Source organism: Qipengyuania sp. (assembly GCF_964227205.1).
In the GTDB taxonomy this organism is placed as follows: domain Bacteria; phylum Pseudomonadota; class Alphaproteobacteria; order Sphingomonadales; family Sphingomonadaceae; genus Qipengyuania.
Window position 1 is genome coordinate 207,582 of record NZ_CAXQVB010000002.1, and the last position, 26,293, is coordinate 233,874.

Here is a 26,293-nt window from a genome sequence, read left to right on the forward strand (position 1 = left end):
ATCAGATATGCAGCGCGCGCCCGTAGCTCGCAAGCACGCTCTCATGCATGCTCTCGCTGATCGTCGGATGCGGGAAGACGGTGTTCATCAGTTCCGCCTCGGTCGTCTCCAGCGTCTTGCCGACGACGAAGCCCTGGATCATTTCGGTCACTTCGGCGCCGACCATATGCGCGCCGAGCAGCTCGCCGGTCTTGGCGTCGAAGACGGTTTTCACGAAGCCTTCGGCCTCGCCCAGCGCGATGGCCTTGCCATTGCCGATGAAGGGGAAGGTGCCCGCCTTCACCTCATAGCCGGCCTCCCTCGCCTTGGCCTCGGTCAGGCCGACGCTGGCGATCTGCGGGTGGCAATAGGTGCAGCCCGGGATGTTGGCGCGGTCGAGCGGGTGCGGGTGGACGTCTGTGTTGCCGAGTTCCTTGGCGATGGCTTCGGCGGTGGTGACGCCCTCGTGGCTCGCCTTGTGCGCCAGCCACGGGCCGGGCGTGCAGTCGCCGATCGCCCACAGGCCCTTGGACTTGGTGCGGCCGTAGGGATCGATCTGGATGAAGCCGCGGTCCATCTCGGCCAGCTTTTCGAGGCCGACATTCTCGGTGTTGGGGACGATGCCGATGGCGGTGATGCAATGGCTGAACTCGGTCTCGGACACCTTGCCCTTGCTGTCCTTGATCTTCGCCTTCACGCCCTTGTCGGAGACCTTGAGGTCCTCGACCCCCGCGCCGGTCATGATGGTCATGCCCTGCTTGGTCAGGCTCTTCTCGAGGAAGGCGGAGACGTCCTTGTCCTCGACCGGAACGACGCGGTCGAGCATTTCGACCACGGTCACGTCGCAGCCCATGTCGTTGTAGAAGCTGGCGAATTCGATCCCGATTGCACCGCTGCCGATGACCAGCAGCTTCTTCGGCATTTCAGGCGGCGTCATCGCATGGCGATAGGTCCACACGCGCTTGCCGTCGGCCTTGGCAAACGGCAGGTCACGCGCCCGCGCGCCCGTGGCGACGATTACGTGCTTGGCGCTGAGCTTCTCCTCGCCCTTCTCGCCCTTCACCGTGAGGCTGGTCGGGCCGGTCAGCGTGCCCTCGCCCATATGCACTGCGATCTTGTTCTTCTTCATCAGGTGCGTGACGCCCTGGTTGAGCTGTTTGGCGACGCCCCGGCTGCGCTTCACCACCGCTTCGAGATCGGCCTCGATCTTGCCGGCGATCTTGAGCCCGTAATCGCTCGCATGCTGGGCGTAATGGAGGATCTCGGCCGAGCGCAGCAGCGCCTTGGTCGGGATGCAGCCCCAGTTGAGGCAGATCCCGCCGAGCAATTCGCGCTCGACGATGGCGGTCTTCAGCCCCAGCTGCGCGCAGCGGATCGCCGCGACATAGCCGCCGGGGCCGCTGCCGAGCACGATGACGTCGTAATTGGTGTCAGCCATGATTCGTCTCTGTAATCTCTCGTTTGGTCGCAGACATGGACCGCATGTTACACAGTCCAAGCGAAGAAAATCGGGGTCGCGCGGAGCCGCGAATTGCGGCGGTCCGGCGCTCGTGTTCGGTGTGGCTCATCGCGCGATCATCGCATGGGGCGCGGTCTGTAGGACAGCGCTCAAGCCCATTTCGCTACCGCGCGCGGGCTGTCGTTTTCGTCGAGCAGCACGAATTTGAACGTGCCCTGCGCGACCCTGGTCTCGGCCTCGCCATTGCGCTCGCGCGCGACGGCCTCGGCGGCGATGGTGAGCGAGGTGGTGCCGGTGGCGGCGATCTCGCAATAGACCGACAGCTCGTCGCCCACCTGCATCGCGCCGGGAAAGGCGAAATCACTTGCCGAGACGACCACCGCCTTGCCCTTGCCCTCGCGGCTCGCGAGCGAACCGGCGCCCAAGGCCATCTGGCTCATCAGCCACCCACCGAACACCCCGCCATAGGGGTTGAGGTCGGTCGGCATGGCGGTGACGCGGATTTGGGGGGAGCGGTCAGGCATTCTGTTCTGCCTGATATGGGCCCAGGATTTTTCGCCAACCAAGGATGGCATAGACATTTGCAGCGAGGATTGTCGGGATACCGAAGAAAATCACTGCGAACCAACCTGAAAAAAGGCCAAGCAATGTCGCCAAAATGATCGCGGCCCCATTCGCAACAAGCATGAGATCGCCAAAGCTAAAGTCGGGATCACGCTTAATGATCTGAAACACCGCTAAAGAAACTGGTAGCCCGATCAGAAGCGAACAACCGATCCCAAAGCCGAAATACCGAGTTCCGGCGAAGAGTGCGAGTGAGGCATCCATTCCGTAGCTGAACAAAATCGCGAATGGCAGAGTCGCTAGAATGCCTGCGACCAATGAGACATACAACGCGTGGATGAGGATAGACCTCAAACCACCAGCCCCATCGGGTTTTCGCAGAGCTGCTTGAAGGCTTCCATCAGCTGCGCGCCGTCGGCGCCGTCGATGGCGCGGTGGTCGAAGCTGCCGGTGGCGCTCATCACGGTGGCGACGCCCAATGCGCCGTCGATCACCCAGGGGCGCTGTTCGCCCGCGCCGACCGCGAGGATCATCGCCTGCGGCGGGTTGATCACCGCGTCGAACTGCTTGGTGCCGAACATGCCGAGGTTGGAGAGCGAGGCGGTGCCACCTTGGAATTCATGCGGCTGCAGCTTGCCGTCGCGCGCCTTGCCCGCAAGCTCCTTCATTTCGGTACTGATCTGCGCCAGGCCCTTGCGGCCCGCATCGCGGATGATCGGGGTGATCAGGCCCGAAGGCGCGGCGACCGCGACCGAGATATCCTCGCGGGCATACTGGAACAGCTCGTCGCCCTGGAAGCTGACGTTGCACTTGGGCACGCGCTGGAGCGCGCGGGCGAGCGCCTTGATGAGGAGGTCGTTGACCGACAGCTTCACGCCATCGGCCTCGAGCGACTTGTTGAGCTCGCCGCGCAGCTTGAGCAGCGCATCGAGGCGCACGTCGACGGTGAGGTAGATGTGCGGGATGGTCTGCTTCGCCTCGGTGAGGCGGCGCGCGATGACCTTGCGGACATTGTTGAGCTTTTGCGCTTCGTAAGGTGCGTCGAGATCGCCGCCGCTTGGCCGAGCCCCTGCGGAGGCAGGGGTTTCCTGCGGTTTCGCCGGACTGCTGGAGGCCCCAGCCTTCGCTGGGGATCCGGCACCTTCGACGTCTGCCTTGACGATACGGCCGTTGGGGCCCGTGCCGGTCACGCTGGCGAGGTCGATGCCCTTCTGCTCGGCGATGCGCTTGGCGAGCGGCGAGGCGATGATGCGGTCGCCGCTTGGAGCAACATCCGCTCGCCCTGAGCCAGTCGAAGGGCTGTCACTCGCCGCCGCCGCTTTGCCGGGGCCTTTGACAGGCTCAGGCCGAGCGGGCGTGGGTGCGGGTTTGGCTTCGGGTTCGGTCTTGCCTTCCGCAGGCGCAGCCGCAGCTGCCTCGTCCACGTCCTCGCCCTCTTCGGCGAGCATGGCGATGACCGTGCCGACCTTCACGCCCTCGGTGCCTTCGTCGACCGCGATGCTCGCGATCGTGCCTTCGTCCACCGCCTCGAATTCCATCGTCGCCTTGTCGGTCTCGATCTCGGCCATGATGTCGCCGGCTTCGACCTTGTCGCCCGGCTTGACCAGCCATTTGGCGAGCGTGCCTTCCTCCATGGTGGGCGACAGGGCGGGCATTTTGATCGGCGTGGGCATGGTTGTGACGTTACGTCCTCGCTGGGGAGTGAGTTCGATGGCACCTCTGGCGAAAAGGGCGATGCGCCGCAAGGTCCTTGCGTAGAATACGAATTACCGGATAGGCGCTGTCGCAAGGGAGCCGGGAGCAAACATGCGTACATACCTTGTCGTGATGGACGAGACCGAGGAGGCGAAGACCGCGCTGCGTTTCGCCTCGCTGCGCGCACAGAAGACCGGCGGATCGGTGCACATCCTCGCGCTGGTGCCGCAGCAGACCTTCAACGCCTTCGGCGGGGTCCAGGCGACGATCGAGGAGGAAGCGCGCCAGCGCGCCGAGGTGATGGCCAATTCGGCCGCAGGCAATATCTTCGGAGAGATGGGCAAGATGCCCACCATCGCGGTGCGCCCCGGCCCGCCCGCCGACGTTATCCGCAAATATATCGAAGAACACGGCAATATCGCCGCGCTGGTGCTGGCGACCAGCGCGGAGGGCAATTCGGGCCCGCTGGTGACGCATTTCGCGGGGCATGCGGGGCAGCTGCCCTGCCCCCTCTATCTCGTCCCCGGCGGGCTGAGCCGCGAACAGATCGACGAGCTGGCGTAGCGAAATCCTCGCGGTCATTGCGAGGAGCCGCAGGCGACGCGGCAATCCAGATCGGACGGGCCTGGATTGCTTCGCTCCGCTCGCAATGACTGGTAGAAAGCGTGCCTACTTCTTGCGCCCCTGGTGGCGGATATTGCCCGGACGCCCGCCCTTGCCCTTCACCGGTGCCTTCTTGGGCCCGCGCTTCTGGTGGGAGCGCTTCTTCGCCGCCACCCGGTTGCCACGCGGCTCGATCCCCGACCCGCCACTGTCGGGCACTTCGAACTTGAGTGCGCCGGTCAGCGCATTGGCTTCGGCCAGCTTGAGCTTCAACCGGTCGCCCACGGCATATTCGGTGCCGCTCTGCTCGCCGACGAGCTTCTGCGCCTTCTCGTCATAGCTGAAATATTCGCGGCCCAGAGTGCTGACCGGGACCAGCCCGTCGCCGCCTAGCTTCTCGATCGTGGCGAAAAAGCCGAAGCCCTGCACGCCGGTGATGCGCGTGTCGAAGGTTTCGCCGACTCGGCCCGAGAGCCAGGCGGCGACATAGCGGTCGATCGTGTCGCGCTCGGCCTCCATCGCGCGGCGCTCGGTCTGGCTGATCGCGTCGGTAATCTGGTGGAGCGCCGTCCTGTCGCGCTCGGACAGGCCGGTCCCCTCCGGAAGGTCGAGTTTGGGCTTGGGCTGTTCGAGCTTGTAGGCATCGACCAGCGCGCGGTGGACCAGCAAATCGGCATAGCGCCGGATCGGCGAGGTGAAATGCGCGTAGGAGCCCAGTGACAGCCCGAAGTGGCCGGCGTTTTGCGGGCCGTAGAAGGCCTGCGTCTGGCTGCGCAGCACCGCCTCCATGATCAGCGCCTTTTCCGACGGATCGGCGATGTCCTTGAGCATGCGGTTGAACAGGCCCGGCGTGATGACCTGGCCGAGCGCGAACTTGCGACCCTGGCTGGCCAGATATTCGCGGAAGGCGAGCAGCTTCTCGCGGCTCGGCTGCTCGTGGATGCGATAGACCACCGGGGCCGCCTTGGCCTCGAGCGCCTTGGCCGCGGCGACATTGGCGGCGATCATGAAGTCCTCGACCACGCGATGCGCATCGAGCCGCTCGCGCACGGCGATTTCCTCGATCTGCCCGGCATCATTGAGCCGGACCTGCCGTTCGGGCAGCTCGAGATCGAGCGGATCACGCGCCTCCCGCGCCTTGAACAGCAGCTTCCACGCGCCCCACAGGTTCTGCAGGTATTCGGGCGCGTCGCCCGCATCGATGGCGGCCTGCGCGTCCTCATAGGCGATGTTCTTCGCGAGCCGCACGATGGCGCGGGTGAAGCGCCAGTCGGTGACCTTGCCGTCCTTGTCTATGCGGATGTGGCAGGCCATCGCCGCGCGATCGACGTCCTGCTTGAGACTGCAGACGTCGGCGCTGAGCACTTCGGGCAGCATCGGCACGACGCGGTCGGGAAAGTAAACCGAGTTGCCGCGCTTGCGCGCCTCGCGGTCGAGCGCGCCGCCCGGCCGTACGTAATAGCTGACATCGGCGATCGCGATGATCGCGCGGTAGCCACCCTTGCCGTCGGGCTCCGCCCAGATCGCATCGTCGTGGTCGCGCGCGTCGGCGGGGTCGATCGCGACGATGGGGACATCGCGCAGGTCCTCGCGGTGGTCGGGCGAGAGCGACAGGTCGACCGCGCGCTCGGCCTCGGCAATGGCCTCCTGCGGAAAGATATGCGGGATGCCATGCTTGGCGATGGCGATCAGGCTGAAGGCCTTGGGGGCGAGCGGATCGCCCACCACTTCGACCACCTTGACCTTGCTGCGCGCCGACTTGCCCATGCGTTCGGCGAGCACGAGCTCGCCTTCCTTGGCTTCGCCCAGATCGCCGATCGGCGCACTGTCGCGCACGCGCTTGTCGACCGGCGCAAGCCACGGCCTGCCCGCACCGTCGAACTCGACCACGCCCATCAGGCCTTCGGTGCGCGCGGGCAGCTTCTTCATCGGATGCGCGATCCAGCCGCGCCCGGTTTCCTCGTTGCGCGCGAGAATGCGATCGCCGCGCTTGACCGCGGCGATCTTCTTGCTGTCCTTCACCACCAGCCGTGGCGGCTTCTGCTTGCTGTCGGGGGCCCAGTTTTCCGGTTCGGCAATCGCCTCGCCATCCTCGATCGCGACGACCTTGAGCACGGTCACCTTGGGCACGCCGCCCATCCGGTGATAGGCGGTGCGCTTGCCGTCGATCAGGCCTTCCTCGGCCATGTCCTTGAGGCGCTTCTTCAGCGCGATCTTTTCCTGCCCCTTCAGTCCGAAGGCCTTGGCGATCTCACGCTTGCCCGCGGGGGTGTCGGAGGTCTGGATGAATTCGAGTATCTGGTCTTTCGACGGCAGCCCCTTGGGCTTCCGGAACTTGTTCTGTTTTGTCATGCGCGGCATATGGGGATGCGGTTAGCGGGTTTCACCCTCCGGTGCCGGATTGGGCGCGAATTGTCCCGCCGGTACTGCGCTCGATACGGGGCTCTGCGTCCCGTCTTCACCCGTCGCGCTGACGCCGAAGATCCAGTCGTCGCCACGCACGCCCCTGAGGCGGGCATTGGTCGCGACGACATTCTCGATCACCGGTTCGGGGCGCCAATAAGGCTCGTCGGTACGGCGCTGCCAGACGGTATAGCCGATCGCTCCGGGCACTTCTTGCCAGGCGACGTCGGTAAAGGTCTGCACCGCTGCCTTTGCCTCCGAAGCGGGTGGCACGGGCGAGCGGGCCAGCGCATCGAGCGTGCGGATATTGAGTTGGGTGACCTTGGCGAGATAGGCGAAGTCCATCTTGTCGGGCGTGTCGCCATAGTCGATGCCGTCCTCGGTCCGCAGGTCTTGGTGCTGCCAGTTGTAGTTCTCGACCGCGACGGTGAAGCGCACCGCGGGATAGCCTTTTTCGAGGAAGGGAATCTGGTCGCCGCCGCGCCCCATGCGGTCGGTCCGCCAGATCTGGCGCACGTCGAGCCCGCCTTCGGTTTTATCGGCCAGCCTGTCGATATAGCGCGAGAGGTTGCGACTGGGGGTATCGTTCTCGCCGCCTTCGCGGCGCTGCGCTGCGCGCAAGTCCTCGGTCAAATCGGCGCGCGGACCTTCGGAAAAGACGCGCACATGGGCATCGTCGCACCAGCCATCGCTGCCGCAGCTGCCGCCGACGATATCGTTGTTGAGCACTGCCTTGACCTGCCACCCATGCTCCTCGGCATAGTCGGCCATCAGCCGGCCGCCGAACAGCCCCTGTTCCTCGCCCGAGAGCAGCGCATAGACGATCGTCACCGGATAGCGGCGCTGCGACAGGTTGCGCGCCGCCTCGAGCACCAGCACGGTGCCCGAACCGTCGTCATTGGCGCCGGGGGCATCGCTTCGCCAGTCCATCGCGTCGCTGGCGCGGCTGTCGATATGGCCCTGGACGATGACCACCTCGTTCGGGCGCTCGGTGCCGCGCTGGATCGCGACCGCATTGCGCAGGCGAACCGGCTCGGGAATGCGCGCGCCCGTCACCATCCGCTCGGGCGCAACCACCGTCAGGCAGCCGCCGCAATTTGCGGAAATCCGGCCGAATTCGGCAAGGCCCCAGTCTACCGCCGCGCCGATCCCGCGCTCGGGATTGTCCTGTTCGGACAGAGTGTGGCGCGTGCCGAAGCCGACCAGCGTATCGATATCGGCGCGCAGCCGCTCCTGCGACACGCCTGCCGCCGGATCGCTCTCCTGGGCGGCAAGCGGGGTGGCTACGAGGGCGGCGAGCAGGAGCAGTTTCTTCATGCGCGCCTGCTTCGCCGGATTTGGAAACAAACACAACCGTCTCGTCGGCCCGAACTCGATCCGGGCCGGTGCTGGGGCGCGGGCGAAGCGCGGGAAAATAGCACCACCCCGGATCAGGTCCGGGGTGACGTTAGAGGGTTCTCAGTAGGCCTTCGCCAGCAGGATTCGCTCGACCGCCGCATCGCCGGTGAAAATGCAGGCACCGTCGGCGGGCGCGGCGTCCATCGGCACGTTGCGGATGGTGAGCTTGTGCTCCTTGAGCCGTTCGACCACCTTTGCGAGCGCATCACCGGTCGGCTTCGACCACTGCACCTCGACCCAGCCCGGATAGCGCGACGCGGCGAAATGCTTCTCGACTTCCGCGAAATCGGTCACGCCGCGGGTGATGTTGGCATCGCGCCGCTCGGCGGCTTCGGTGAGATAGGCGGCCTGCATATCGGCGAGCACGTCGGCGATGGTCTGGCCCGCGACCTCGCGCGTGGGGTTCTGGAACGCGGGCTTGCCGCTCTCCTCGTCCCACAACCGGTCGCGGCGCAGCATCGAGACGACACCGTTCTCCATGTCGCGGCCGCCGACCTCGACGATGATCGGGGCGCCCTTGCGGACATAGTCCCAGCGCTTCTGCGCGGCCTTGCCGGGGCGCGTGTCGAGCAGGACGCGCAAGCGCTCGCCGAACACGCTCTGGCTCGCGAGAATCGCGCGCAGCACCTCGCAATAGTCGATCAGTTCCTGGTCTTCGGGCTTGTCGCGCAGCATCGGCAGGATCACGACCTGCTGCGGCGCGATCTTGGGCGGCAGGCGCAGCCCGTCATCGTCGCCATGCGTCATGATGACGCCGCCGACCATGCGCGTCGACACGCCCCAGCTAGTGGTGTGGGCGAGGCTTTCGCTGCCTTCCCTGTTCTGGAACTTGATCCCGCTCGCCTGCGCGAAATTGGTGCCGAGATAGTGGCTGGTGCCCGCCTGGAGCGCCTTGCCGTCCTGCATCATCGCCTCGATCGACCAGGTCTCGACCGCGCCGGGGAATCGCTCGTTCTCGGGCTTCTCGCCCGGGATCACCGCAAGCGCGAGATCCTCGTCGGCGAAGGCACGATAGACCTCGAGCATCCGCAGCGTGTGCTCCTTGGCCTCGGCCTCGTCGGCATGCGCCGTGTGGCCTTCCTGCCAGAGGAATTCGCTGGTGCGCAGGAACATGCGGGTGCGCATTTCCCAGCGTACGACATTGGCCCACTGGTTGAGCTTCAGCGGCAGATCGCGCCAGCTCTGGACCCAGCGCGCCATGGCATCGCCGATGATCGTTTCCGAGGTCGGGCGGACGACCAGCGGCTCTTCGAGCTTGGCTTCGGGATCGGGCACCAGCCCGCCGTCCTTGCCCGCGATCAGGCGGTGGTGCGTGACCACGGCCATTTCCTTGGCGAAGCCTTCTACGTGCTCGGCCTCGCGCTCGAAATTCGACAGCGGGATGAACAGCGGAAAATAGGCGTTGTCGTGGCCGGTCTGCTTGATCCGGTCGTCGAGCAGGCGCTGCATCCGCTCCCAGATGCCATAGCCCCACGGGCGGATCACCATGCAGCCGCGCACGCCCGATTCCTCGGCCATTTCGGCGGCGCTGATGACTTCCTGGTACCAGGCGGCGAAATCGTCTTCGCGCCTGGTGTTCAAGGCATGGCGGATCTGGGCCAAGATGTATTTCCCGTTGTTGCTGGTCGGATCGGCGCGCGGGCCGATGCCGTTATTTGCTCATTTCGTCCAGCTTCTTCTGCATCGCCGCCATCTGCTCGCGCATCTGGGCGAGTTCGTCCGACTGGTCGGGCCCGCGCCTGTCCTGGCCCGACTTGTTGCGCCCGGGGATGAAGGCTTCGGCCGCGTTCTGCATCATCTTGAAATTGGCCTCGGCCATCTTGGCCAGCGGATTGTTTTCCATCCCCTTGGCAAAGGCCGCCTGCAGCTGTTCGCGGTTCTTGCGCAGGTTCGCCATGCTCGCCTCGAGATAGCTCGGCATCATCGCCTGCATCGAATTGCCGTACATGGAAATGAGATCGCGCAGGAAGCTGACGGGGAGCATCTGCGCCCCGTGACTTTCTTCCTCGACGATGATCTGCGTCAGGATCGTATGGGTGATATCATCGCCGGTCTTGGCGTCGAGCACGTGGAAGTCGACATTCTCGCGGACCATTTTCGCGAGGTCGTCGAGCGTGATGTAGCTGCTGGTATCGGTGTTGTAGAGTCGCCGGTTGGCGTATTTCTTGATGATGATCGGTTCGCCGTCGGCGGTCCGCTTGGCCATGGTCACATGCTCCCCAATTGTGCGCTGCGAGAAGATTAGCACGTGCACAAACCGCAGCGCAACATGACGCGAAGGTCAACCGAAACGACGGCCCAGAACGGTGAGCAATTCATATTGCGAAAGAAGGGTTTGCTGCGCAGCATCGGGCAGGCGATAGGGCAGCTCGACCCAGTCGCCTTCGGCCAGCTCCGGGGTCCCGGTGAGGTCGAGTACGATCATGTCCATCGAGACCTTGCCGAGGATCGGCAGCCTGCGTTCCCCATGGAGGAAGTGTCCCCCGCCCCAGCTGCGCAGGATGCCGTCGGCATAGCCAAGCGAGACCACCCCCGTACGCATCGCGCGGGGGGCCGTGAAGGTCGCGTTGTAGCCGACCGTATCGCCCGCCCGCAGATCGCGCGTCTGGATCAGCGCAGCCTGCGGAAAGGCGACCTGGCCAATGCGGCCCTCGAGTTCCGCGCGCGGCGTTCCACCATAGAGCGCGAGGCCCGGCCGGGTCAGGTCGAAGGCATAGTCTTTGCCCAGCGCGATGCCCGCACTGTTGGCGAGGCTCACTTGCTTGTGATCCACCATCGGCAGGCATGCCCGGAAACTGGCGAGCTGCCGCGCGTTCATCGCGCTGTCTTCGTCGGCGCAGGCGAGGTGGCTCATCAGTATGTTAACTTCGAGCGCCTGGATGACCGGATCGGACAGCTCCGCAGGAGCCACGCCGAGCCGGTTGATCCCGGTATCGACCATCAGGTCGCAAGCGCCTCCACCGCCGTCGGTCCACAACCTCGCCTGTCGCAGGCTGTCTATCACCGGACGCACGCCGGTCGCACGGGCATAGGCGACGTGGTCGGCGCCGAGCGGGCCGTGGAGGACCGAGACCTGGTCCGCCGGGACATGCCGCAGCACCGCCGGAACCTCGCTCCAATGCGCGACGAAGAAGTCGCGACAGCCCGCGTCGCGCAGGATGGGCAGGCAGCGATCGACGCCGAGACCGTAGCAATTCGCCTTGACCGCCGCGCCCGCACGCGCGTCGCCCGACAAGGCATCGAGCACTTGCCAGTTGCGCGCGAGCGCGTCGCCGTCGATGCGCAGCCGCAGGGTCGGCGGCGGAAGCTCGGTCATGCGGGGCTCACGGAAGGACGGGCGATGCGGGCGGGTCCTCCCCGCTGTCGGCAAAGTCGCGCGGCGGGCCGTCGGGCAGGCCCCACCAGGCGACGACGAGCCCGAAGCCGACCACGGCCATGGTGTACCAAAGCCCGGCATAGGCGTTACCCGTCATCGCCACGATGTATCCCGCGATCAGCGGCAGGAAGCCGCCCAGATATCCCGCGCCGATATGGTAGGGGATCGACATCGAGCTGTAGCGGATCTTGGCCGGAAACATCTCGGTCAACAATGCCGCGACCGACCCATAGGTAAGCGCCGAGAGCATGCCGAGCACAAGCAGCAGCGCGATGATCCCGACGACACTGGCCAGGGGCGGTGTCTGGCGCGCGAAATCATAGCCATTGCCTTCGAGCCAGGCCTGGATGATCGCGCGGCGCGTGGTGTCGGGCAGGTCTTCATAACCGTATGTTTCGCTGCCGACCGCCAGTTCCGGCTTGCTATCGTCGCCGATGGCATAGGGAACGCCGAGCGCGGTGAGATCCTGCAGCGCTCGACCGCAGGGGCTGGCCTGAACCTCGGCGAAGGGATCGTATTCGCATTGCGCTCCGCTGACGGTGACCGGCGCGGCGCGGGCGCTCGCCTCGAGCCCCGGATTGGCAAGCGACCCGATGCCCCAGAACACGGGGAACAGCAGCACGAGCGAAGCCAGCGCACCGATGATGATCGGCTTCTTGCGCCCCACGCGGTCGGACCAGCGCCCCACGATCACGTAGAAGCTCATCGAAATCGTCCCGGCGATCAGCAGCATCCATTCGACGACGCTTTCCTCGACCCGCATGGGGCCGCGGAGGAAGGACAGGCCCGAGAAGAAAGCGGTGTACCAGATCGTGGTGAGCACACCGGTGATGCCGAACAGCGCGACGAAGATGCGCTTGGGATTGCCGGGATAGGTCAGGCTTTCCTTGAACGGATTTGTACTGGTCTCGCCGGCTTCCTTCATCGCCTTGAACACCGGGCTCTCGGACAGTTTCAATCGCATCCACAGCGAAATGCCGAGCAGGGCGATCGATAGCAGGAAGGGAATGCGCCAGCCCCATGCGGCGAAATCCTCTGCCGGGATCAGCGCGCGGCAGGCGATCACGACGATGATCGACAGCACGAAGCCGCCGACCACGCTCGCCTGGATGAAGCTGGTATAGAAGCCGCGCTTCTCGGGAGGGGCGTGTTCGGCGACATAGATCGCCGCGCCGCCATATTCGCCGCCCAGCGCCAGCCCCTGGAGGATCCGCAGCCCGATTACGATCAGCGGCGCGGCCAGCCCGATACTCGCTGCGCTCGGAATCAGGCCGACGCCGGCCGTGGCAAACCCCATCAGCGTGACGGTGACGAGGAATGTGTATTTGCGCCCAAGCCTGTCGCCCAGATAGCCGAACAAGATCGCGCCCAGCGGGCGGAAGCCGAACCCGACGGCGAATCCGGCCCAGACGAGCAGGATCTCGAGCGTTTCATTGTCACTCGGGAAGAACGCCGCCCCGATCAGCCCGGCGAGCGTGCCATAGATGAAGAAGTCATACCATTCGAAGATCGTCCCCGCGCTGCTCGCGGCGATAACCAGGCGGATCTCCCGCTCGGTCGGTTCCGTGTGCGTGGCCTTTGCGCCCTCGGGCATGTCGCGCTCCCTCATTCGCGATATCGTTCTGTCTGGAAACGGGTCTAGCCCGGCGTCCCGGGGTTGGAAAGCGCGTCGCGCGCGGCTCTCCACGGCAGGAGGATCGCCTCGTGGCGACCGCTATGCGGACGGGCAGGCTCGAGCAGTTCCAGCCGCGGCAGGATGGCGCTGGGCGCCCCGCCCTCGAGCCATTCGCCGAGGCGTTCGAGCATGGCCTCGACCGCGTCGAGATCCAGTCCATTCGCCTCCCGCGCGAAAAGTGCCGCGGAGGCCTGGCCGACCGCGCAGGCTGAGACCCGGAGACCGATCTCCTCAAGCCGGTCGGAGCGCGAGGAGGACAGGTGGATCGTGCTGCCGCAGCTGCGCGAGCGCGCTTGGCCCAGTGCAGGCGCGCGGTCGTCATAGGGAACGTCGGCCAGCTCGATTGTGAGCGCCAGCAGCGCGGGAGAATAAAGCGCCGCGGCGCGCGGGGCAGCCATCACTCGTCGCTGGTTGAGCGTTCGCGCAATTGCGCGCGCCGCTCGGCCAGCACTTCGACCAGCGCGCGCGAACTCGCATCGACCAGCTCATAACTGCGCGCGGTGGTGATCCAGCTGGGCCGCCCCTTGTAGCCCCAGACGGTGTCGTAGCCGAGCACCAGCAGCGAGAAGGCGATGACCACGATGACACTGCCCTTCAGGGCCCCGAAGCCGAAGCCGAGCACGCGGTCGACGGGGCCGAGCAGCGAATCGCGCGACGCCTTGCCGACATTGTTGGCGATGACCTTCATTGCCGCATAGGGAATCAGCAGCAGCAGGGTGAAGGACAGCAGCGAGGTTGTGATGTCGCGGCCGATGTAGTCCTGCAACGCCAGCGTCAGCGGCGTGTGGAGGAAACGGATGGCGAAGGCGGCCAGCACCCAGGCGGCAAGCGACAGCACTTCCTGCATAAAACCGCGCAGGAAGCCGCCCACGGCTGCGATGCCGACAATCAACAGGACGATATAGTCGAAACCCGTCATGACCCTTCCTTGGTGCGGGCCTTATGAACTCCCGATTATCCGGTCAACGAGATTGGCCAGCTGCGTCAGGCCGTCGTAGGTCAGGGCTGCCGATCCCGCCTTCACGTCCGCGGGACCGAATCCGCGATCGAAGCCGAGCTTGGCTGCTTCCCGCAGCCGCAGCCCGCCATGCGCCACGGGGCGGATTTCGCCTGCAAGCGAGACTTCGCCGAGCCATACGCTGCGCGGCGGCAGCGGCCGGTCGGCCATCGCGCTGACCAGCGCAGCGGCCACCGCGAGATCGGCGGCCGGGTCGGAGAGGCGATAGCCGCCGGCGACATTGAGATAGACCTCGGCCGAGGAGAAATTGAGCCCGCAGCGCGATTCGAGCACCGCCAGCAGCATGGCGAGCCGCCCGCTGTCCCAGCCGACCACCGCACGACGCGGGGTGGCACCCGATTGCAGCCGGACGATCAGCGCCTGGATCTCGACCAGTACCGGCCGCGTCCCTTCGATCGCGGGGAAGACCGCGCTCCCCGCCATCGGCTCGTCGCGTCCCGAAAGGAACAGCATCGACGGGTTGTCGACCTCTTCGAGCCCCTCCCCCGCCATCGCGAAGACGCCGATCTCGTCGACCGCGCCGAAGCGGTTCTTGAGTGCGCGCAGGATGCGGTACTGGTGGCTGCGCTCGCCCTCGAAGCTCATTACCACGTCGACCATATGCTCGAGCACGCGCGGTCCGGCGATATTCCCGTCCTTGGTCACATGACCGACGAGGACCAGCGCAACACCGTTTTCCTTGGCATAGCGGATCAGCTCGAAGGCGCAGCCGCGTACCTGGCTGACCGTACCAGGCGCGCCTTCGATCGTGTCCGAATGCATCGTCTGGATCGAATCGATTACCAGCAGACCGGGCGTGTCGATTGAACCAAGTGTGGTGAGGATATCGCGCACTCCGGTCGCCGCAGCGAGCTTTACGGGCGCATCCGACAGGCCGAGCCGCGCAGCCCGCATGCGCACCTGTGCGGTCGCCTCCTCCCCGCTGACATAGACCACTCCGCGCCCTTCCCGTGCGATCTTGGCTGCAGCCTGGAGCAACAGAGTCGACTTGCCGATCCCCGGATCGCCGCCGAGCAGGATCGCCGAGCCCGGGACCAACCCTCCGCCGAGGGCGCGATCGAACTCGGCAAGCCCTGTGGGTTGACGTGTGGGCAGCGCCCCCGGCTTGTCGAGATCGACGAACTCGACCGCTCTGCCCCCGCTCGACAGATCGTGCTTCATCGAAAACACCGTCGCCGGGGCGTCCTCGACCAGCGTATTCCATTCGGCGCAATCGGCGCACTGGCCCTGCCAGCGGTGCGAGACGCTGCCACAGGCCTGGCAGACATAGCGTTTCTTGGGCTTTGCCATGCGCACCTGCTAAACGGAACATTTGCGGAACGCAATTGCCTTGCGCGTATTATCCGTGCACAGCACCTGCGATGCGCCAAAAGGAATTGAGGATCGCACTGGTTTGCTATGGCGGGGTAAGCCTGGCGGTCTACATGCATGGCGTCACGCGCGAGCTTTGGCACCTGGCCCGCGCCAGTCGGGATTTCCACGTCGAGGGCCCCGCACGAAAGGGTGTCGAAGCGGTCTATCGCGAGCTCCTGGAGAGACTGGTGCGCGAACAGGGCCTGCGCCTCAGGGTCCTGCCCGATATCATGAGCGGCGCCAGCGCCGGTGGAATCAATGCCGTCTTCCTCGCCCAGGCGGTGCATTCGGGCCAGTCGCTCGAACCGCTTACCGATTTGTGGCTCGAGGTCGCCGATGTCGACGAATTGGTCGATCCCGCCGCGCGGCTGAAATGGCGTTTCTCGAAAATCTGGGCGCAGCCATTCGCGACCTGGCTGCTTAGCCGACCCGGCAGCGACATCGCCGATGCGGTCTCGCCCGAGACGCAGGCCGAAGTAGAGCGCAAGGTCTCCCATCTCATCCGCGGGCGCTGGTTTGAGCCGCCTTTCTCCGGCATCGGCTTCTCGCGCCTGCTTGAAACCGCTTTTTCGGCGATGGCAACGGGCCCGGTAGAGGATCCCCTCCTTCCGCCCGGCCACCCGCTCGATCTCTATGTCACCGCTACCGATTACTACGGCTTTCACGAGCTGGTCCGGCTCCATAGTCCGCCGGTGGTCGAAGACACCGAACACCGCATGCCGATCACCTTTCGCGCAAATACGCCTGCGAGGGGCGGGACCGATCTGGCCAATCCGCTCGAGCTGGTCTTCGCCGCGCGTGCGACAGCCAGCTTTCCCGGCGCCTTCCCGCCGTTGCGGATCGAAGAAATCGACGAACTGTCCGGTCTTACCGAGCGTGCCTGGCCGGGCCGCGAAGCCTTTCTCGAGCGAATCATGCCGGTCCATGCGGTGCGCGGTTCGCTCGACCATGTGTCGCTCATCGATGGCTCGGTGCTGGTCAACAAACCCTTTTCCGGTGCGATCGCCGCGCTCGAGGGGCGTCCGGCCCAGCGGGAGGTCGATCGCCGTTTCGTCTATGTCGACCCGCGGCCGGACCGTTTCGGTGCCGAAAGCACCAACAAGACCGAACCGGTCGGCTTCTTTTCGGCGATCTTCGGCTCGCTTTCCACCATCCCGCGCGAACAGCCGATCCGCGACAATCTCGACCAGATCGAGGAACAGAGCCGCGAGGCCGCCCGGCTCAATCGGATTGTCGCGGCCCTGCGTCCCGAGGTCGACGCGGTGGTCGAAAAGCTGTTCGGGCGTACGCTTTTCCTCGATAACCCGACCCCGGCCCGGCTCCGCGCGTGGCGGCAGAAAGCGCAGCAGGCGGCGGCCGAGCGCGCCGGTTATGCCTTCCATGCGTATGCGCAGGCCAAGTTTTCGGGAATTGTCATGCGCCTCGCGCGGCTCGCGCTCTCGGGTGCACCCAAGTTGGGTTTCGACGAGCCCTCCCCGATCGAGGCGGTGCTCCGCGCAGAACTTAAGCGTCGCGGGCTGGAGAAGCTTACGGCACCGTCGGGAGGCGCCTCTCCCGAGGCGATCGCCTTCTTCCGCGAGCACGATATCGGGTTTCGTATCAGGAGGCTGCGCTTGCTCGCCCGGCGGATGGCGCGCGACTGGGAAGCCGATCCCGACATTTCGGACGAGGCGCTCGAACGCGGACGCGATGCGGTCTACCGCATCCTCGCGCTCTATTTCGCGAAAGAGGGCCTCACAGCCCTGGGGCCCGATTTCGAAGCGGCCGCCGAAGGTGTGATGGCGGAGCCCGGAGAACTGCTCGATCGCATCGAGGCGCAGCGCCTGCTGCCCGAACTCGACGACCGCGCAGAGGAAATGCTTTCGGTGGCTCTTGCCCAGATGCCCAAGAACCTGCGTCGGCGCATGCTGCTGACCTACCTCGGCTTTCCCTTCTACGATGTCGCCACGCTTCCCCTGCTGCGCAATGAAGGGCTGACCGAATTCGACCCGGTCAAGGTCGACCGGATAAGTCCCGACGATGCCCGCAGCATCCGCGAGGGCGGCACGCAGGCGACTTTGCGCGGGATCGAATTCTACAATTTCGGAGCCTTCTTCAGCCGGGCCTACCGCGAGAACGATTATCTCTGGGGCCGGCTCCACGGGGCCGAGCGGATGATCGATCTGGTCTGTTCGACCGTCGACAAGCCGCCCTCCGTCGATCAGTGTCGCGAGGTCAAGCGCGCGGCCTTCAATGCCATCCTCGACGAGGAGCAGACATCGGGTCGCTGCGCGCAACACCTGATCGACGAGATTCGCGGCGAAGTTGCCGAACGCTTGTCCTAAGGTTTCTTGCGCCCGAAGAAGAGCAGCATCACCAGCCGGGCGTTGTCCGGCTCGGTCCCGAAGCCCGGTGCGGCATTGTGGAACTGCCAGGGCGAGAACAGAACCAGCCGGTTGAAGCGCATCGGTACCCGCATCACCCGTTCCCACTTGGCCGGTTGCGTGGTGTCCTTGTTGACTACACCCGCAATCAGATCGTCGAGCGTGTCAAATCCGCTGGCGGCGAGATCAGCGCCATTGGACGGTACCCGCTCGAGCCCGGTCCGCTTGTGACGGAAGAAATCGGTCCCGCCCGCACCCGGCTTGGCGCAGTCCTCGGGGCGCGAGAGATAGAGGATGCCCGAATAGAAGGCTGGGTCGATATGCACCCCGCTGCGCCCCTTGTCGGCCTTGAGCGTCAACCGGCAATGACCGTGTTCGGTGCCCTTCGCTCCGGTCAGCTCAATTCCGACATGGCGCGATACTGCGGCGTCTATGCCATCCATCGGCAGCGCGGCGGTCGAATCGCGTCCGGGATAATTCCCCCCGGCGCCGGGAGCGGCATAGTCGAGCGACAGCGCAGCGCGGCGCGCGGCCCAGGGATCGCTCAGGAAATCGTCGATGATCGTTAGCGAAGGCAGCATGGAGGCCGCTTATTGCCAGCCCCGCCACGCTTGGCAATCACCCGCCGAAAGCATCCCGCACCTTGTCGAAGAAGCCGCGGCTTTCGGGGCACTCCTCGCCCGTTTCCTCATCACGGAACTGTTCGAGCAGCGCGCGCTGGACTTTCGACAACCGGGTCGGCGTCTCGACTGCGATCTCGATCACCAGGTCGCCGCGACCGCGTCCCTGCAGAACGGGCATACCCGCGCCGCGCTGGCGCAGTTGTTTGCCCGACTGAATGCCTGCCGGAATCTCGATCGTCACGTTCTCGCCGTCGAGATTGGGTATCTCGATCGAGCCGCCGAGCGCGGCGGTGGTGAAGCTGATCGGCACGCGTGTGGCCAGCGTCGTGCCCTCGCGCTGGAAGATCGGGTGCGGCTTGACGTGGATGAAGATATAGAGATCGCCCGGCGGTGCGCCGCGCGGTCCCGCCTCTCCCTTGCCAGACAGGCGGATACGGGTGCCGGTATCGACCCCCGGGGGAATGTCGACTTCGAGCGTCTGCGGCAGGTCGACGCGACCCTCGCCGCGGCAGTCGCGACAGGGCGAGGTGATCACTTCCCCGCTGCCGTGGCAGTTGGGGCATGGCCTTTCGACTACGAAAAAGCCCTGCTTGGCCCTGACGTTACCCTGCCCATGGCAAAGATTGCAGGTCCGCGCGCGCGTGCCGGGCGTGGCGCCCGAGCCGTGGCAGGTATCGCAATTTTGCGAGACCTCGATTTCGATCTCGGTCGACTTGCCGTGGAAGGCCTCTTCGAGATCGATCTGCATATCGTAGCGCAGATCGGCACCGCGGCGCGGTCGGGCACGTCCGCTCCCGCCGCCAAAGGCACTGCCGAAGATGGTCTCGAAAATGTCCCCCAGATCGCCGAAGTCGGCACCGCCGTGGCCGCCTCCGCCGCCGTTCTGGAAGGCAGCGTGCCCATAGCGATCATACGCGGCGCGTTTCTGCGGATCCTTGAGCACTTCATAGGCGGCGCTGACCGCCTTGAAGGTATTCTCGCTATCTGTGCAGCCCGGATTGCGGTCGGGATGGTGCTTCATCGCCAGCTTGCGATAGGCGGACTTGATCGTCGCGCCATCGGCATCGCGGCTCACCCCGAGGATTTCGTAAAGGTCGGTTTCGGTCGTCGACATGGCTTTCCAATGGCTAATCGCCACCGGTGCACTGGCGCACCGATGGCGATTTGCTTTTCATCCGGCGATCAGTTCTTCGAGTCTTCGTCGACTTCGGAGAATTCGGCGTCGACCACCTCTTCCTCCGCACCGCCGTCCGTTCCGGCGTCGCCGCCTTCGGGCGCTTCGGCAGAGGCGTTGGCCTGTTCCTGCTCGTAGATCGCCTGGCCCATTTTCATCGCCGACTGCGACAGGTCCTGCGCCTTGGCGTTGATGTCGGAAGCATCGTCGCCCTCGAGCGCGGTCTTGAGCGCCGCGACCTTCTCTTCGACTTCGCTCTTCAGCGAAGCGTCGATCTTGTCGCCATGCTCTTCGAGCTGCTTTTCGGTCGCATGGACGAGGCTGTCGGCCTGGTTGCGGGCCTCGGCGCCTTCGCGGCGCTTCTTGTCCTCGTCGGCGAATTTCTCGGCATCCTGGACCATCTTCTCGATGTCCTCGTCGGAAAGACCGCCCGAAGCCTGGATGCGGATCTGCTGTTCCTTGCCGGTCCCCTTGTCCTTGGCCGACACGTTGACGATGCCATTGGCGTCGATGTCGAAGGTGACCTCGATCTGCGGCACGCCGCGCGGTGCGGGCGGGATACCGACTAGGTCGAACTGGCCGAGCATCTTGTTGTCCTGCGCCATCTCGCGCTCGCCCTGGAAGACCCGGATGGTCACCGCGTTCTGGTTGTCCTCGGCGGTCGAGTAGGTCTGCGTCTTCTTGGTCGGGATCGTCGTGTTGCGGTCGATCATCTTGGTCATGATGCCGCCCAGCGTTTCGATACCCAGCGACAACGGGGTCACGTCGAGCAGCAGCACGTCCTTCACGTCGCCCTGGAGGACGCCGGCCTGGATCGCCGCGCCCATGGCGACGACTTCATCGGGGTTCACGCCGGTGTGCGGCTTCGAACCGAAGAACTCTTCCACGACTTCGCGGACCTTGGGCATGCGGGTCATGCCGCCGACCAGGATCACTTCGTCGATCTCGTCCTTCGATACGCCTGCGTCGGCAAGCGCCTTCTTGCAGGGCTCGAGCGTACGCTTGATCAGGTCGCCGACGAGCTGTTCGAGCTTCGAGCGGCTGATCGTTTCGACGAGGTGCAGCGGGGTCGAACTGCCGCCTTCCATGCGTGCGGTGATGAAGGGCAGATTGACTTCGGTCTGGGCCGAGCTCGACAGCTCGATCTTGGCCTTTTCGGCTGCTTCCTTGAGGCGCTGCAGCGCGAGCTTGTCGGTCCGGAGATCCATGTTCTCCTTCTTCTTGAACTCGTCCGCGAGGTATTCGACGATCGCGCTGTCGAAGTCTTCACCGCCGAGGAAAGTGTCGCCATTGGTCGACTTCACTTCGAAGACGCCGTCGCCGATCTCGAGGACCGAGACGTCGAAGGTACCGCCGCCGAGGTCGTAGACGGCGATGGTCTTGCCGTCTTCCTTGTCCATGCCATAGGCAAGCGCCGCGGCTGTCGGCTCGTTGATGATGCGCAGCACTTCGAGGCCGGCGATCTGGCCGGCGTCCTTGGTCGCCTGGCGCTGCGCGTCGTTGAAGTATGCGGGCACGGTGATGACGGCCTGCGTCACGGTTTCACCGAGATAACTTTCGGCGGTTTCCTTCATCTTCTGGAGGATGAAGGCGGAAACCTGGCTGGGCGAATATTCCTCGCCGCCGGCTTCGACCCAGGCATCGCCGTTCTTGCCCTTGACGATGTCGTAGGGGACGAGCTCCATGTCCTTCTTGGTCAGCGGATCGTCGAAGCGGCGACCGATCAGGCGCTTGATCGCGAAGAGGGTGTTGTCGGGATTGGTGACTGCCTGGCGCTTGGCCGGCTGGCCGATCAGGCGCTCGCCATCCTTGGTGAAGGCGACGATCGACGGCGTGGTGCGCGCGCCTTCGGAATTCTCGATGACCTTGGGCTTGCCCCCGTCCATCACAGCGACACAGCTGTTGGTGGTGCCGAGGTCGATACCGATAACTTTGCTCATGGTTTCCCCATCTGTTTCAAGTCGTTGGACACCGCATCATGGGTTCCCCGAAAACGGCGGAACCGGTCGGCGGCTCGATCCGGTGGTGTATTACATGGGCGATATAGGTGTGGTTTCTCTTGGCACAAGGGAGGGGGCACGCTAGTTTTTCGGCGAGGAAAAGAGGGGAACAAATCGATGAAATTGACGCATTTCGCGCCCGTTGCGCTGGCACTGACCACGGTTACGCTGGCCGGTTGTTCGGGAGAATCCGGCGATGTGGCGGCGCCTGCCGCCGACCAAGTCGCGCTCGAAGTCAGCAACGCTCGGCTGATGCTGCCGGCGGTTTCGGGCAATCCCGGGGCGATCTATTTCGACGTCGAGAATACCGGAGACAGGAACTACGCAATCCGTCGCGCCGATGTGGAAGGGGCAGGCAGGGCCGAACTGCATGGCTCGATGGAAGTCCAGGGGCAGATGACGATGGACAGCCTCGGCCAGGTCCTGGTCAATGCGGGCGACAGCCAGAGCTTCGAGCCAGGCGGCTTCCACGTGATGGTGTTCGATCTCGACCCCTCGCTCGCGGCGGGCGGCACGACCGAGATGACGCTGACCGTGGTCGGCGGCAAGAAGAAGAGCTTCCCGGTCGAAATCCGCGCGGCGGGTGACGAACGCTGAACGCAGGGCGCGACAGCCTCGGGGTCGAAAGCCACGATATCCCTGTCGCGCCCTCCTGTCCGGCCGGGGGCGAGCGACCGCTGACGACGGGCGAGATCGCGCTGGCACGAACGGTGTTCGGCGATGCGATCGATTATTCACGGGTGACCATCCGGCGACGGAAATGGTTTCCCTTCCAGCCTCGCCGCGTCACCATGGCGCCGCGCGGCCATTTGCATTTCCATCCGGCGTCCGAAAATTATTGCGACGATTTCTCGGCCGCCGAACTGCTCCGGCAGGGCCTGTTTATCCACGAGATGGTGCATGTCTGGCAGGTGCAGACGCGCGGCAGCTGGTACCTCGTCACCCGCCGGATGCCCTGGGCGCGCTACGATTATGCGTTGAGGCCCGGTTGGCGGCTCGAACGCTACGGGATCGAGCAGCAGGCGGAGATCGTGAAGCACGCCTTCTGGCTGCGCAACGGGGTGAAATTGGCAGGGGTCGGCGACGCTGCGGCCTACGACATGCTGGTGCGTTTCCCGGGCGCCACACCGGCCTAGTCGTAGGTTACACCGGGCAGGCCCTGTCCGCCATCGGCGATGAAGGCATCGATCCGCGCCTCGAGCGCGGGTAGCGGCACCGAACCGAGCGACAGCACGACATCGTGGAACTTGCGGATGTCGAAATCCTCGCCGAGCGCCGTTTCGGCCTTTGCGCGCACGCGGCGGATGGTCATTTCGCCGAGCTTGTAGGCCAGCGCCTGCCCCGGCCAGCTGATATAGCGGTCGATCTCGGTACCCACTTCGCGGTCGGACAGCGCGGTATGGCTCGACAGATAGTCGACCGCCTGCTCGCGGCTCCAGCCATAGCGGTGGATGCCGGTGTCGATCACCAGCCGCGCGGCGCGCCACATCTCGTAGGATAGCCGCCCGAACTTTTCGTAGGGTGTGCGATAGATGCCCATCTCCTCACCGAGATATTCGGTGTAGAGCCCCCAGCCCTCGCCGAAGCCCGAGAAGTAGGTCCGTCGGCGGAAACGCGGCGCCTCTTCCTGTTCGAGCGCGACCGCCGCCTGGAAGCTGTGCCCGGGCGAACATTCGTGCAGCGTCAGCGCCGGGATGTTGTAGAGCGGGCGCGAGGGCAGGTCGTAAGTGTTCATCTGGCAGGCATCGAGCCCGCCCCGCCCCGCGGTGTAGAACGGCGCAATCGCCGGATCGACCGGGCGGATGGTGAAGCGGTGGCGCGGAAGGAAGCCGAAATAGTCGCCGATCTTCCCGTCCACCCGCTTGGCGACATAGGCCGAAACGCCCATCAGTTCGTCAGGCGTACTGGCGACGAATTGCGGGTCGCTGCGCAGGAAGGCGACGAACTCCTTGAGGGTGCCCTCGTAACCCGCCTCGGCCTTGACCTTCTCCATCTCGGCGGTGATCCGCGCGACTTCCCCAAGGCCGATCCGGTGTATCTGTTCGGCTGTCAAATCGGTGGTCGTGTACTGCCGGATCTGCTGGGCGTAATAGGCCTCGCCATCAGGAAACTCGCTCGCTCCCAGCGTGGTGCGCGTGCGCGGCAGGTACTCCTCGCGAAAGAACTGCAGCCAATCGGCGTAGGCCGGCGTGACGCTCTCGGCGATTGCCGCACGGCCCGCGGCACGAAGACGCGCCTGCTCGTCTTCCGGGATGCTGCGCGGCATGTCAGCAAAGGCCTTCCAGAACGGGCTCTCTTCGGGATCGTCGACGACATAGGAAGCGATCGAAACATCGCGCCCTTCCAGAGTCACGCGCGGGACCGAGAAGCCTCGTGCCAGACCGGAACGGGCATTGGCGGTCTGCTCGGCGAAATAGCGCGGGATGTCGCGCATCCGTCCGATGTAATTGTCGTAATCCGCGGCGGTGGTGAACCCGCGCGGCGCGGCGAGATAGGACCAGAAATTGCTGTCGCTATCGAAGGGCATTTCCCATTCGGCAAAGCGCGCGTCGCCGATTTCGGCCTCGAGCAAGGTCCTGAGGACGAGCGCATCGGTTACGACATCAGCGCTCAGCTTCGAAGGGTCGATGGCATCGAGCTGTGCGAGGAGCTGCGCATATTTCGCCGCCCGCCCGCGCTGCGCCGTGGGTGTGACCGACCACAGGTGATCGCCATATTCGGTGTCGCCGCCGGCCGTTTCGATCAGGCCGTATTGCGCCAGATTGAAATCATAATAGGCATCGCCCAGCGCCTCGACCTGCTCGTCGGCGCTGGCTTGTGCCATCGCTGGCGACACCCACGCTGCAGCGACGAGGACCGCCGCTCCGAAGAATGCAGTCCTCATCGTCTCTTTCCTCGAATAAAGGAGATCAGTCCGGCTTTTTCGCCACGCCGACCATGGCGGGGCGCAACAGGCGGTCCTTGATCATGTAGCCGGCCTGCATTTCCTGAACGATCGTGCCCGGTTCGGCCTCGTCGGTGGGAATTTCCATCATCGCCTGGTGCTGGTTCGGATCGAGCGGCATGCCCTTGGCAGCGATGCGCGTGATGCCGTTCTGGCCGAAGACCTTTTCCAGCTCGCGCATGGTCGCCTCGATCCCGGCGATGAAGTTCTTCGCCTTCTCGTGCTCGCGCAGTTCCTCCGGCACGTGGTCGAGCGCGCGGGCCAGGTTGTCGGCGACACTCAGAATGTCGCGGGCGAAACCGGTCGCAGCGTAATTGCGCGCATCCTGGACATCCTTTTCCAGGCGGCGGCGCACGTTCTGGGTTTCCGCGCGGGCGTAGAGGACATCCTGCATCGCGGTTTCGAGATCGCCGCGAAGTTTTGAGAGCGCCTCTTCGAGCGATTTGCCGTCCTTGGCGGCTTCGTCGCTTTCGCCGTCGTCACGCAGGTGTTCGGGCACGCCTTCCATCTCGCGCGCCACTTCTTCGTCGACCGCTTGCTTGTGCGGTTCGTTCTTGTTCTCGTCGTTCACTCGAAAAACCCTGTCAGCCTATTCTCTTGCCCAAGGATCGGGCCGTGAAATCCACCATGGGGACGACCCGCGCGTAATTCAACCGAGTAGGGCCGATCACCCCCAGCACGCCGACTACCTTGCCGTCGCGGTCGCGATAGGGTGCGGCGATGACCGACGAGCCCGAAAGCGAGAACAGCCGGTTCTCGCTACCGATGAAAATCCGCATGGCTTCTGCGCGCCGCGCGCGGTCGAGCAGGCTGGCGACCGATTGCTTGCTTTCGAGCTCGTCGATCAGCGAGCGGACGCGTTCGATATCGCCGAGAGCCGCGTCGTCGAGCAGATTGGCCTGCCCGCGCACGATCAGTACGGGGCGCCGCGCCGCATCCTCGCTCCAGACCGCCAGGCCGCGCTGGACGAGATCACGGCTCGCTTCGTCGAGCGCAGACCGGCCGCTCGCGATCTCCTCTTCCATCGCGCTTGCTGCTTCGGCCAGCGTCCGTCCCGCAGTGCGGGCGGTGAGGTAGTTGCTCGCCTGTTCGAGCGAGGTCCCGAGCGCTTCGGCAGGCACCGAGAGGATGCGGTTCTCGATCTGTCCATCCTCGCCGACCAGCACCGCGAGCACGCGGCCTGCATCGAGCGCGGTCAGGGATACCTGCGCCAGGCGCGGTTCGCGTGTCGGGACCATGACCATTCCGGCCGCGCCCGACAGGTCGGACAGCAACGCACTGGTTTCCTCGAGCGCGCGCTCGATCGGGCCCGGTTCGGCAAGCCTTTGCTCGATCGCCGCGCGCTCTTCGCGTGTCGGTTCGGCCACTTGCATCATCGCGTCGACGAAAAGGCGCAAACCGGTCTCTGTCGGCATCCGCCCCGCGCTGGTGTGCGGTGCGGCAAGCAGCCCGCGCGTCTCGAGCTCCGCCAGAACCGACCGAATCGAGGCCGGCGACAGATTGACACCGCCCTGCCCCGCCAGTGCCTTGGACCCGACCGGCACGCCGCTGTCGAGATAGCCCTCGACTACAAGCCGGAAGATTTCGCGCGCGCGATCGGAAAGGTCGGTGAGCGGGGGCGAATTCATGCTTCCTATCTAGCCACTCCCCTTGCGGCCTCAAGACC

23 protein-coding genes are annotated in these 26,293 nt (G+C 65.0%); 4 read left to right on the top strand and 19 right to left on the bottom strand.

The window, feature by feature from the left end; genetic code table 11:
• Window position 1: 1 nt before the first annotated feature.
• The 4 genes from lpdA to ACEQZ0_RS02935 all read right to left on the bottom strand — a co-directional run bounded on the left by lpdA (window position 2) and on the right by ACEQZ0_RS02935 (window position 3,675).
• Entirely contained in the window at window positions 2–1,417 is a 1,416-nt protein-coding gene (lpdA, locus tag ACEQZ0_RS02920) for a dihydrolipoyl dehydrogenase (protein ID WP_370188232.1), read from the bottom strand.
• A gap of 170 nt (window positions 1,418–1,587) precedes the next feature.
• Window positions 1,588–1,962, bottom strand: a complete 375-nt coding sequence (locus ACEQZ0_RS02925) for an acyl-CoA thioesterase (protein ID WP_370188234.1) — start codon at window positions 1,960–1,962, stop codon at window positions 1,588–1,590.
• The gene (locus ACEQZ0_RS02930) at window positions 1,955–2,266 is read right to left on the bottom strand and encodes a hypothetical protein (protein WP_370188235.1); all 312 of its coding nucleotides are present in this window, start codon (window positions 2,264–2,266) and stop codon (window positions 1,955–1,957) included. The genes ACEQZ0_RS02925 and ACEQZ0_RS02930 overlap by 8 nt, the downstream gene beginning before the upstream one ends.
• A gap of 86 nt (window positions 2,267–2,352) precedes the next feature.
• A complete protein-coding gene (locus ACEQZ0_RS02935; RefSeq protein ID WP_370188237.1) occupies window positions 2,353–3,675 on the bottom strand; it encodes a pyruvate dehydrogenase complex dihydrolipoamide acetyltransferase in 1,323 nt (440 codons plus the stop codon).
• Between the two features lie 133 nt (window positions 3,676–3,808).
• Between ACEQZ0_RS02935 and ACEQZ0_RS02940 the strand changes: the two genes are divergently transcribed.
• Entirely contained in the window at window positions 3,809–4,261 is a 453-nt protein-coding gene (locus ACEQZ0_RS02940) for a universal stress protein (RefSeq protein WP_370188238.1), read from the top strand.
• A gap of 105 nt (window positions 4,262–4,366) precedes the next feature.
• Here ACEQZ0_RS02940 and rnr read toward each other — a convergent pair whose 3' ends face one another.
• The 9 genes from rnr to radA all read right to left on the bottom strand — a co-directional run bounded on the left by rnr (window position 4,367) and on the right by radA (window position 15,460).
• The gene (gene rnr / locus ACEQZ0_RS02945) at window positions 4,367–6,661 is read right to left on the bottom strand and encodes a ribonuclease R (protein ID WP_370188240.1); all 2,295 of its coding nucleotides are present in this window, start codon (window positions 6,659–6,661) and stop codon (window positions 4,367–4,369) included.
• A gap of 12 nt (window positions 6,662–6,673) precedes the next feature.
• Window positions 6,674–8,020 carry a M20/M25/M40 family metallo-hydrolase gene (locus ACEQZ0_RS02950; RefSeq protein WP_370188242.1) on the bottom strand — a complete coding sequence of 449 codons (1,347 nt, stop codon included), beginning with the start codon at window positions 8,018–8,020 and terminating at the stop codon, window positions 6,674–6,676.
• Window positions 8,021–8,161: 141 nt separating this feature from the next.
• Complete coding sequence (proS, locus tag ACEQZ0_RS02955) at window positions 8,162–9,703, bottom strand: proline--tRNA ligase (RefSeq protein ID WP_370188244.1); 1,542 nt, start codon at window positions 9,701–9,703, stop codon at window positions 8,162–8,164.
• Between the two features lie 49 nt (window positions 9,704–9,752).
• The gene (phaR, locus tag ACEQZ0_RS02960) at window positions 9,753–10,307 is read right to left on the bottom strand and encodes a polyhydroxyalkanoate synthesis repressor PhaR (protein WP_370188246.1); all 555 of its coding nucleotides are present in this window, start codon (window positions 10,305–10,307) and stop codon (window positions 9,753–9,755) included.
• A gap of 75 nt (window positions 10,308–10,382) precedes the next feature.
• Window positions 10,383–11,417, bottom strand: coding sequence for an alanine racemase (locus tag ACEQZ0_RS02965; RefSeq protein ID WP_370188248.1), 1,035 nt, complete (start codon window positions 11,415–11,417; stop codon window positions 10,383–10,385).
• A gap of 7 nt (window positions 11,418–11,424) precedes the next feature.
• A complete protein-coding gene (locus ACEQZ0_RS02970) occupies window positions 11,425–13,071 on the bottom strand; it encodes an MFS transporter (RefSeq protein ID WP_370188250.1) in 1,647 nt (548 codons plus the stop codon).
• 44 nt (window positions 13,072–13,115) lie between these two features.
• A complete protein-coding gene (locus ACEQZ0_RS02975) occupies window positions 13,116–13,550 on the bottom strand; it encodes an iron-sulfur cluster assembly scaffold protein (RefSeq protein WP_370188252.1) in 435 nt (144 codons plus the stop codon).
• Entirely contained in the window at window positions 13,550–14,071 is a 522-nt protein-coding gene (locus ACEQZ0_RS02980) for a CvpA family protein (protein WP_370188254.1), read from the bottom strand. Before ACEQZ0_RS02980 ends, ACEQZ0_RS02975 begins: the two co-directional genes overlap by 1 nt.
• Before the next feature lie 21 nt (window positions 14,072–14,092).
• Complete coding sequence (gene radA / locus ACEQZ0_RS02985) at window positions 14,093–15,460, bottom strand: DNA repair protein RadA (RefSeq protein ID WP_370188256.1); 1,368 nt, start codon at window positions 15,458–15,460, stop codon at window positions 14,093–14,095.
• A gap of 71 nt (window positions 15,461–15,531) precedes the next feature.
• On the opposite strand from radA, the gene ACEQZ0_RS02990 reads away from it, so the two are divergent.
• Window positions 15,532–17,847, top strand: coding sequence for a patatin-like protein (locus tag ACEQZ0_RS02990; protein ID WP_370188258.1), 2,316 nt, complete (start codon window positions 15,532–15,534; stop codon window positions 17,845–17,847).
• Here ACEQZ0_RS02990 and ACEQZ0_RS02995 read toward each other — a convergent pair.
• The 3 genes from ACEQZ0_RS02995 to dnaK all read right to left on the bottom strand — a co-directional run bounded on the left by ACEQZ0_RS02995 (window position 17,844) and on the right by dnaK (window position 21,623).
• Window positions 17,844–18,467, bottom strand: a complete 624-nt coding sequence (locus ACEQZ0_RS02995; protein ID WP_370188260.1) for a DUF6445 family protein — start codon at window positions 18,465–18,467, stop codon at window positions 17,844–17,846. The two genes, ACEQZ0_RS02990 and ACEQZ0_RS02995, sit on opposite strands and share 4 nt — an antisense overlap.
• 37 nt (window positions 18,468–18,504) lie before the next feature.
• Complete coding sequence (gene dnaJ, locus ACEQZ0_RS03000; RefSeq protein ID WP_370188262.1) at window positions 18,505–19,623, bottom strand: molecular chaperone DnaJ; 1,119 nt, start codon at window positions 19,621–19,623, stop codon at window positions 18,505–18,507.
• 68 nt (window positions 19,624–19,691) lie between these two features.
• Entirely contained in the window at window positions 19,692–21,623 is a 1,932-nt protein-coding gene (gene dnaK / locus ACEQZ0_RS03005; protein WP_370188264.1) for a molecular chaperone DnaK, read from the bottom strand.
• A gap of 177 nt (window positions 21,624–21,800) precedes the next feature.
• Between dnaK and ACEQZ0_RS03010 the strand changes: the two genes are divergently transcribed.
• Together ACEQZ0_RS03010 and ACEQZ0_RS03015 are read left to right on the top strand one after the other, a co-directional pair.
• Complete coding sequence (locus tag ACEQZ0_RS03010; protein WP_370188266.1) at window positions 21,801–22,280, top strand: copper chaperone PCu(A)C; 480 nt, start codon at window positions 21,801–21,803, stop codon at window positions 22,278–22,280.
• A gap of 113 nt (window positions 22,281–22,393) precedes the next feature.
• Window positions 22,394–22,819, top strand: a complete 426-nt coding sequence (locus tag ACEQZ0_RS03015; RefSeq protein WP_370188268.1) for a vgr related protein — start codon at window positions 22,394–22,396, stop codon at window positions 22,817–22,819.
• On the opposite strand, the gene ACEQZ0_RS03020 is transcribed toward ACEQZ0_RS03015, so the two are convergent.
• Genes ACEQZ0_RS03020 through hrcA form a run of 3 tightly spaced genes read right to left on the bottom strand, consistent with a single transcriptional unit; the run spans window position 22,816 to window position 26,255 of the window.
• Entirely contained in the window at window positions 22,816–24,567 is a 1,752-nt protein-coding gene (locus ACEQZ0_RS03020) for a DUF885 family protein (RefSeq protein WP_370188271.1), read from the bottom strand. The genes ACEQZ0_RS03015 and ACEQZ0_RS03020 overlap by 4 nt on opposite strands.
• Before the next feature lie 25 nt (window positions 24,568–24,592).
• Window positions 24,593–25,198: a nucleotide exchange factor GrpE gene (gene grpE / locus ACEQZ0_RS03025; RefSeq protein WP_370188273.1), complete on the bottom strand. Its 606-nt coding sequence runs from the start codon at window positions 25,196–25,198 to the stop codon at window positions 24,593–24,595.
• A 13-nt stretch (window positions 25,199–25,211) separates the two neighbouring features.
• The gene (hrcA, locus tag ACEQZ0_RS03030) at window positions 25,212–26,255 is read right to left on the bottom strand and encodes a heat-inducible transcriptional repressor HrcA (RefSeq protein ID WP_370188275.1); all 1,044 of its coding nucleotides are present in this window, start codon (window positions 26,253–26,255) and stop codon (window positions 25,212–25,214) included.
• Between the last annotated feature and the right edge of the window lie 38 nt (window positions 26,256–26,293).

What these genes read in the sequence shown, in the direction of transcription:
- lpdA (WP_370188232.1), bottom strand. Translation starts at nt 1,417, where the DNA reads ATGGCTGACACCAATTACGACGTCATCGTGCTCGGCAGCGGCCCCGGC.
- ACEQZ0_RS02925 (WP_370188234.1), bottom strand. Translation starts at nt 1,962, where the DNA reads ATGCCTGACCGCTCCCCCCAAATCCGCGTCACCGCCATGCCGACCGAC.
- ACEQZ0_RS02930 (WP_370188235.1), bottom strand. Translation starts at nt 2,266, where the DNA reads ATGGATGCCTCACTCGCACTCTTCGCCGGAACTCGGTATTTCGGCTTT.
- ACEQZ0_RS02935 (WP_370188237.1), bottom strand. Translation starts at nt 3,675, where the DNA reads ATGCCCACGCCGATCAAAATGCCCGCCCTGTCGCCCACCATGGAGGAA.
- ACEQZ0_RS02940 (WP_370188238.1), top strand. Translation starts at nt 3,809, where the DNA reads ATGCGTACATACCTTGTCGTGATGGACGAGACCGAGGAGGCGAAGACC.
- rnr (WP_370188240.1), bottom strand. Translation starts at nt 6,661, where the DNA reads ATGCCGCGCATGACAAAACAGAACAAGTTCCGGAAGCCCAAGGGGCTG.
- ACEQZ0_RS02950 (WP_370188242.1), bottom strand. Translation starts at nt 8,020, where the DNA reads ATGAAGAAACTGCTCCTGCTCGCCGCCCTCGTAGCCACCCCGCTTGCC.
- phaR (WP_370188246.1), bottom strand. Translation starts at nt 10,307, where the DNA reads ATGGCCAAGCGGACCGCCGACGGCGAACCGATCATCATCAAGAAATAC.
- ACEQZ0_RS02965 (WP_370188248.1), bottom strand. Translation starts at nt 11,417, where the DNA reads ATGACCGAGCTTCCGCCGCCGACCCTGCGGCTGCGCATCGACGGCGAC.
- ACEQZ0_RS02970 (WP_370188250.1), bottom strand. Translation starts at nt 13,071, where the DNA reads ATGCCCGAGGGCGCAAAGGCCACGCACACGGAACCGACCGAGCGGGAG.
- ACEQZ0_RS02975 (WP_370188252.1), bottom strand. Translation starts at nt 13,550, where the DNA reads ATGGCTGCCCCGCGCGCCGCGGCGCTTTATTCTCCCGCGCTGCTGGCG.
- ACEQZ0_RS02980 (WP_370188254.1), bottom strand. Translation starts at nt 14,071, where the DNA reads ATGACGGGTTTCGACTATATCGTCCTGTTGATTGTCGGCATCGCAGCC.
- radA (WP_370188256.1), bottom strand. Translation starts at nt 15,460, where the DNA reads ATGGCAAAGCCCAAGAAACGCTATGTCTGCCAGGCCTGTGGCAGCGTC.
- ACEQZ0_RS02990 (WP_370188258.1), top strand. Translation starts at nt 15,532, where the DNA reads ATGCGCCAAAAGGAATTGAGGATCGCACTGGTTTGCTATGGCGGGGTA.
- ACEQZ0_RS02995 (WP_370188260.1), bottom strand. Translation starts at nt 18,467, where the DNA reads ATGCTGCCTTCGCTAACGATCATCGACGATTTCCTGAGCGATCCCTGG.
- dnaJ (WP_370188262.1), bottom strand. Translation starts at nt 19,623, where the DNA reads ATGTCGACGACCGAAACCGACCTTTACGAAATCCTCGGGGTGAGCCGC.
- dnaK (WP_370188264.1), bottom strand. Translation starts at nt 21,623, where the DNA reads ATGAGCAAAGTTATCGGTATCGACCTCGGCACCACCAACAGCTGTGTC.
- ACEQZ0_RS03010 (WP_370188266.1), top strand. Translation starts at nt 21,801, where the DNA reads ATGAAATTGACGCATTTCGCGCCCGTTGCGCTGGCACTGACCACGGTT.
- ACEQZ0_RS03020 (WP_370188271.1), bottom strand. Translation starts at nt 24,567, where the DNA reads ATGAGGACTGCATTCTTCGGAGCGGCGGTCCTCGTCGCTGCAGCGTGG.
- hrcA (WP_370188275.1), bottom strand. Translation starts at nt 26,255, where the DNA reads ATGAATTCGCCCCCGCTCACCGACCTTTCCGATCGCGCGCGCGAAATC.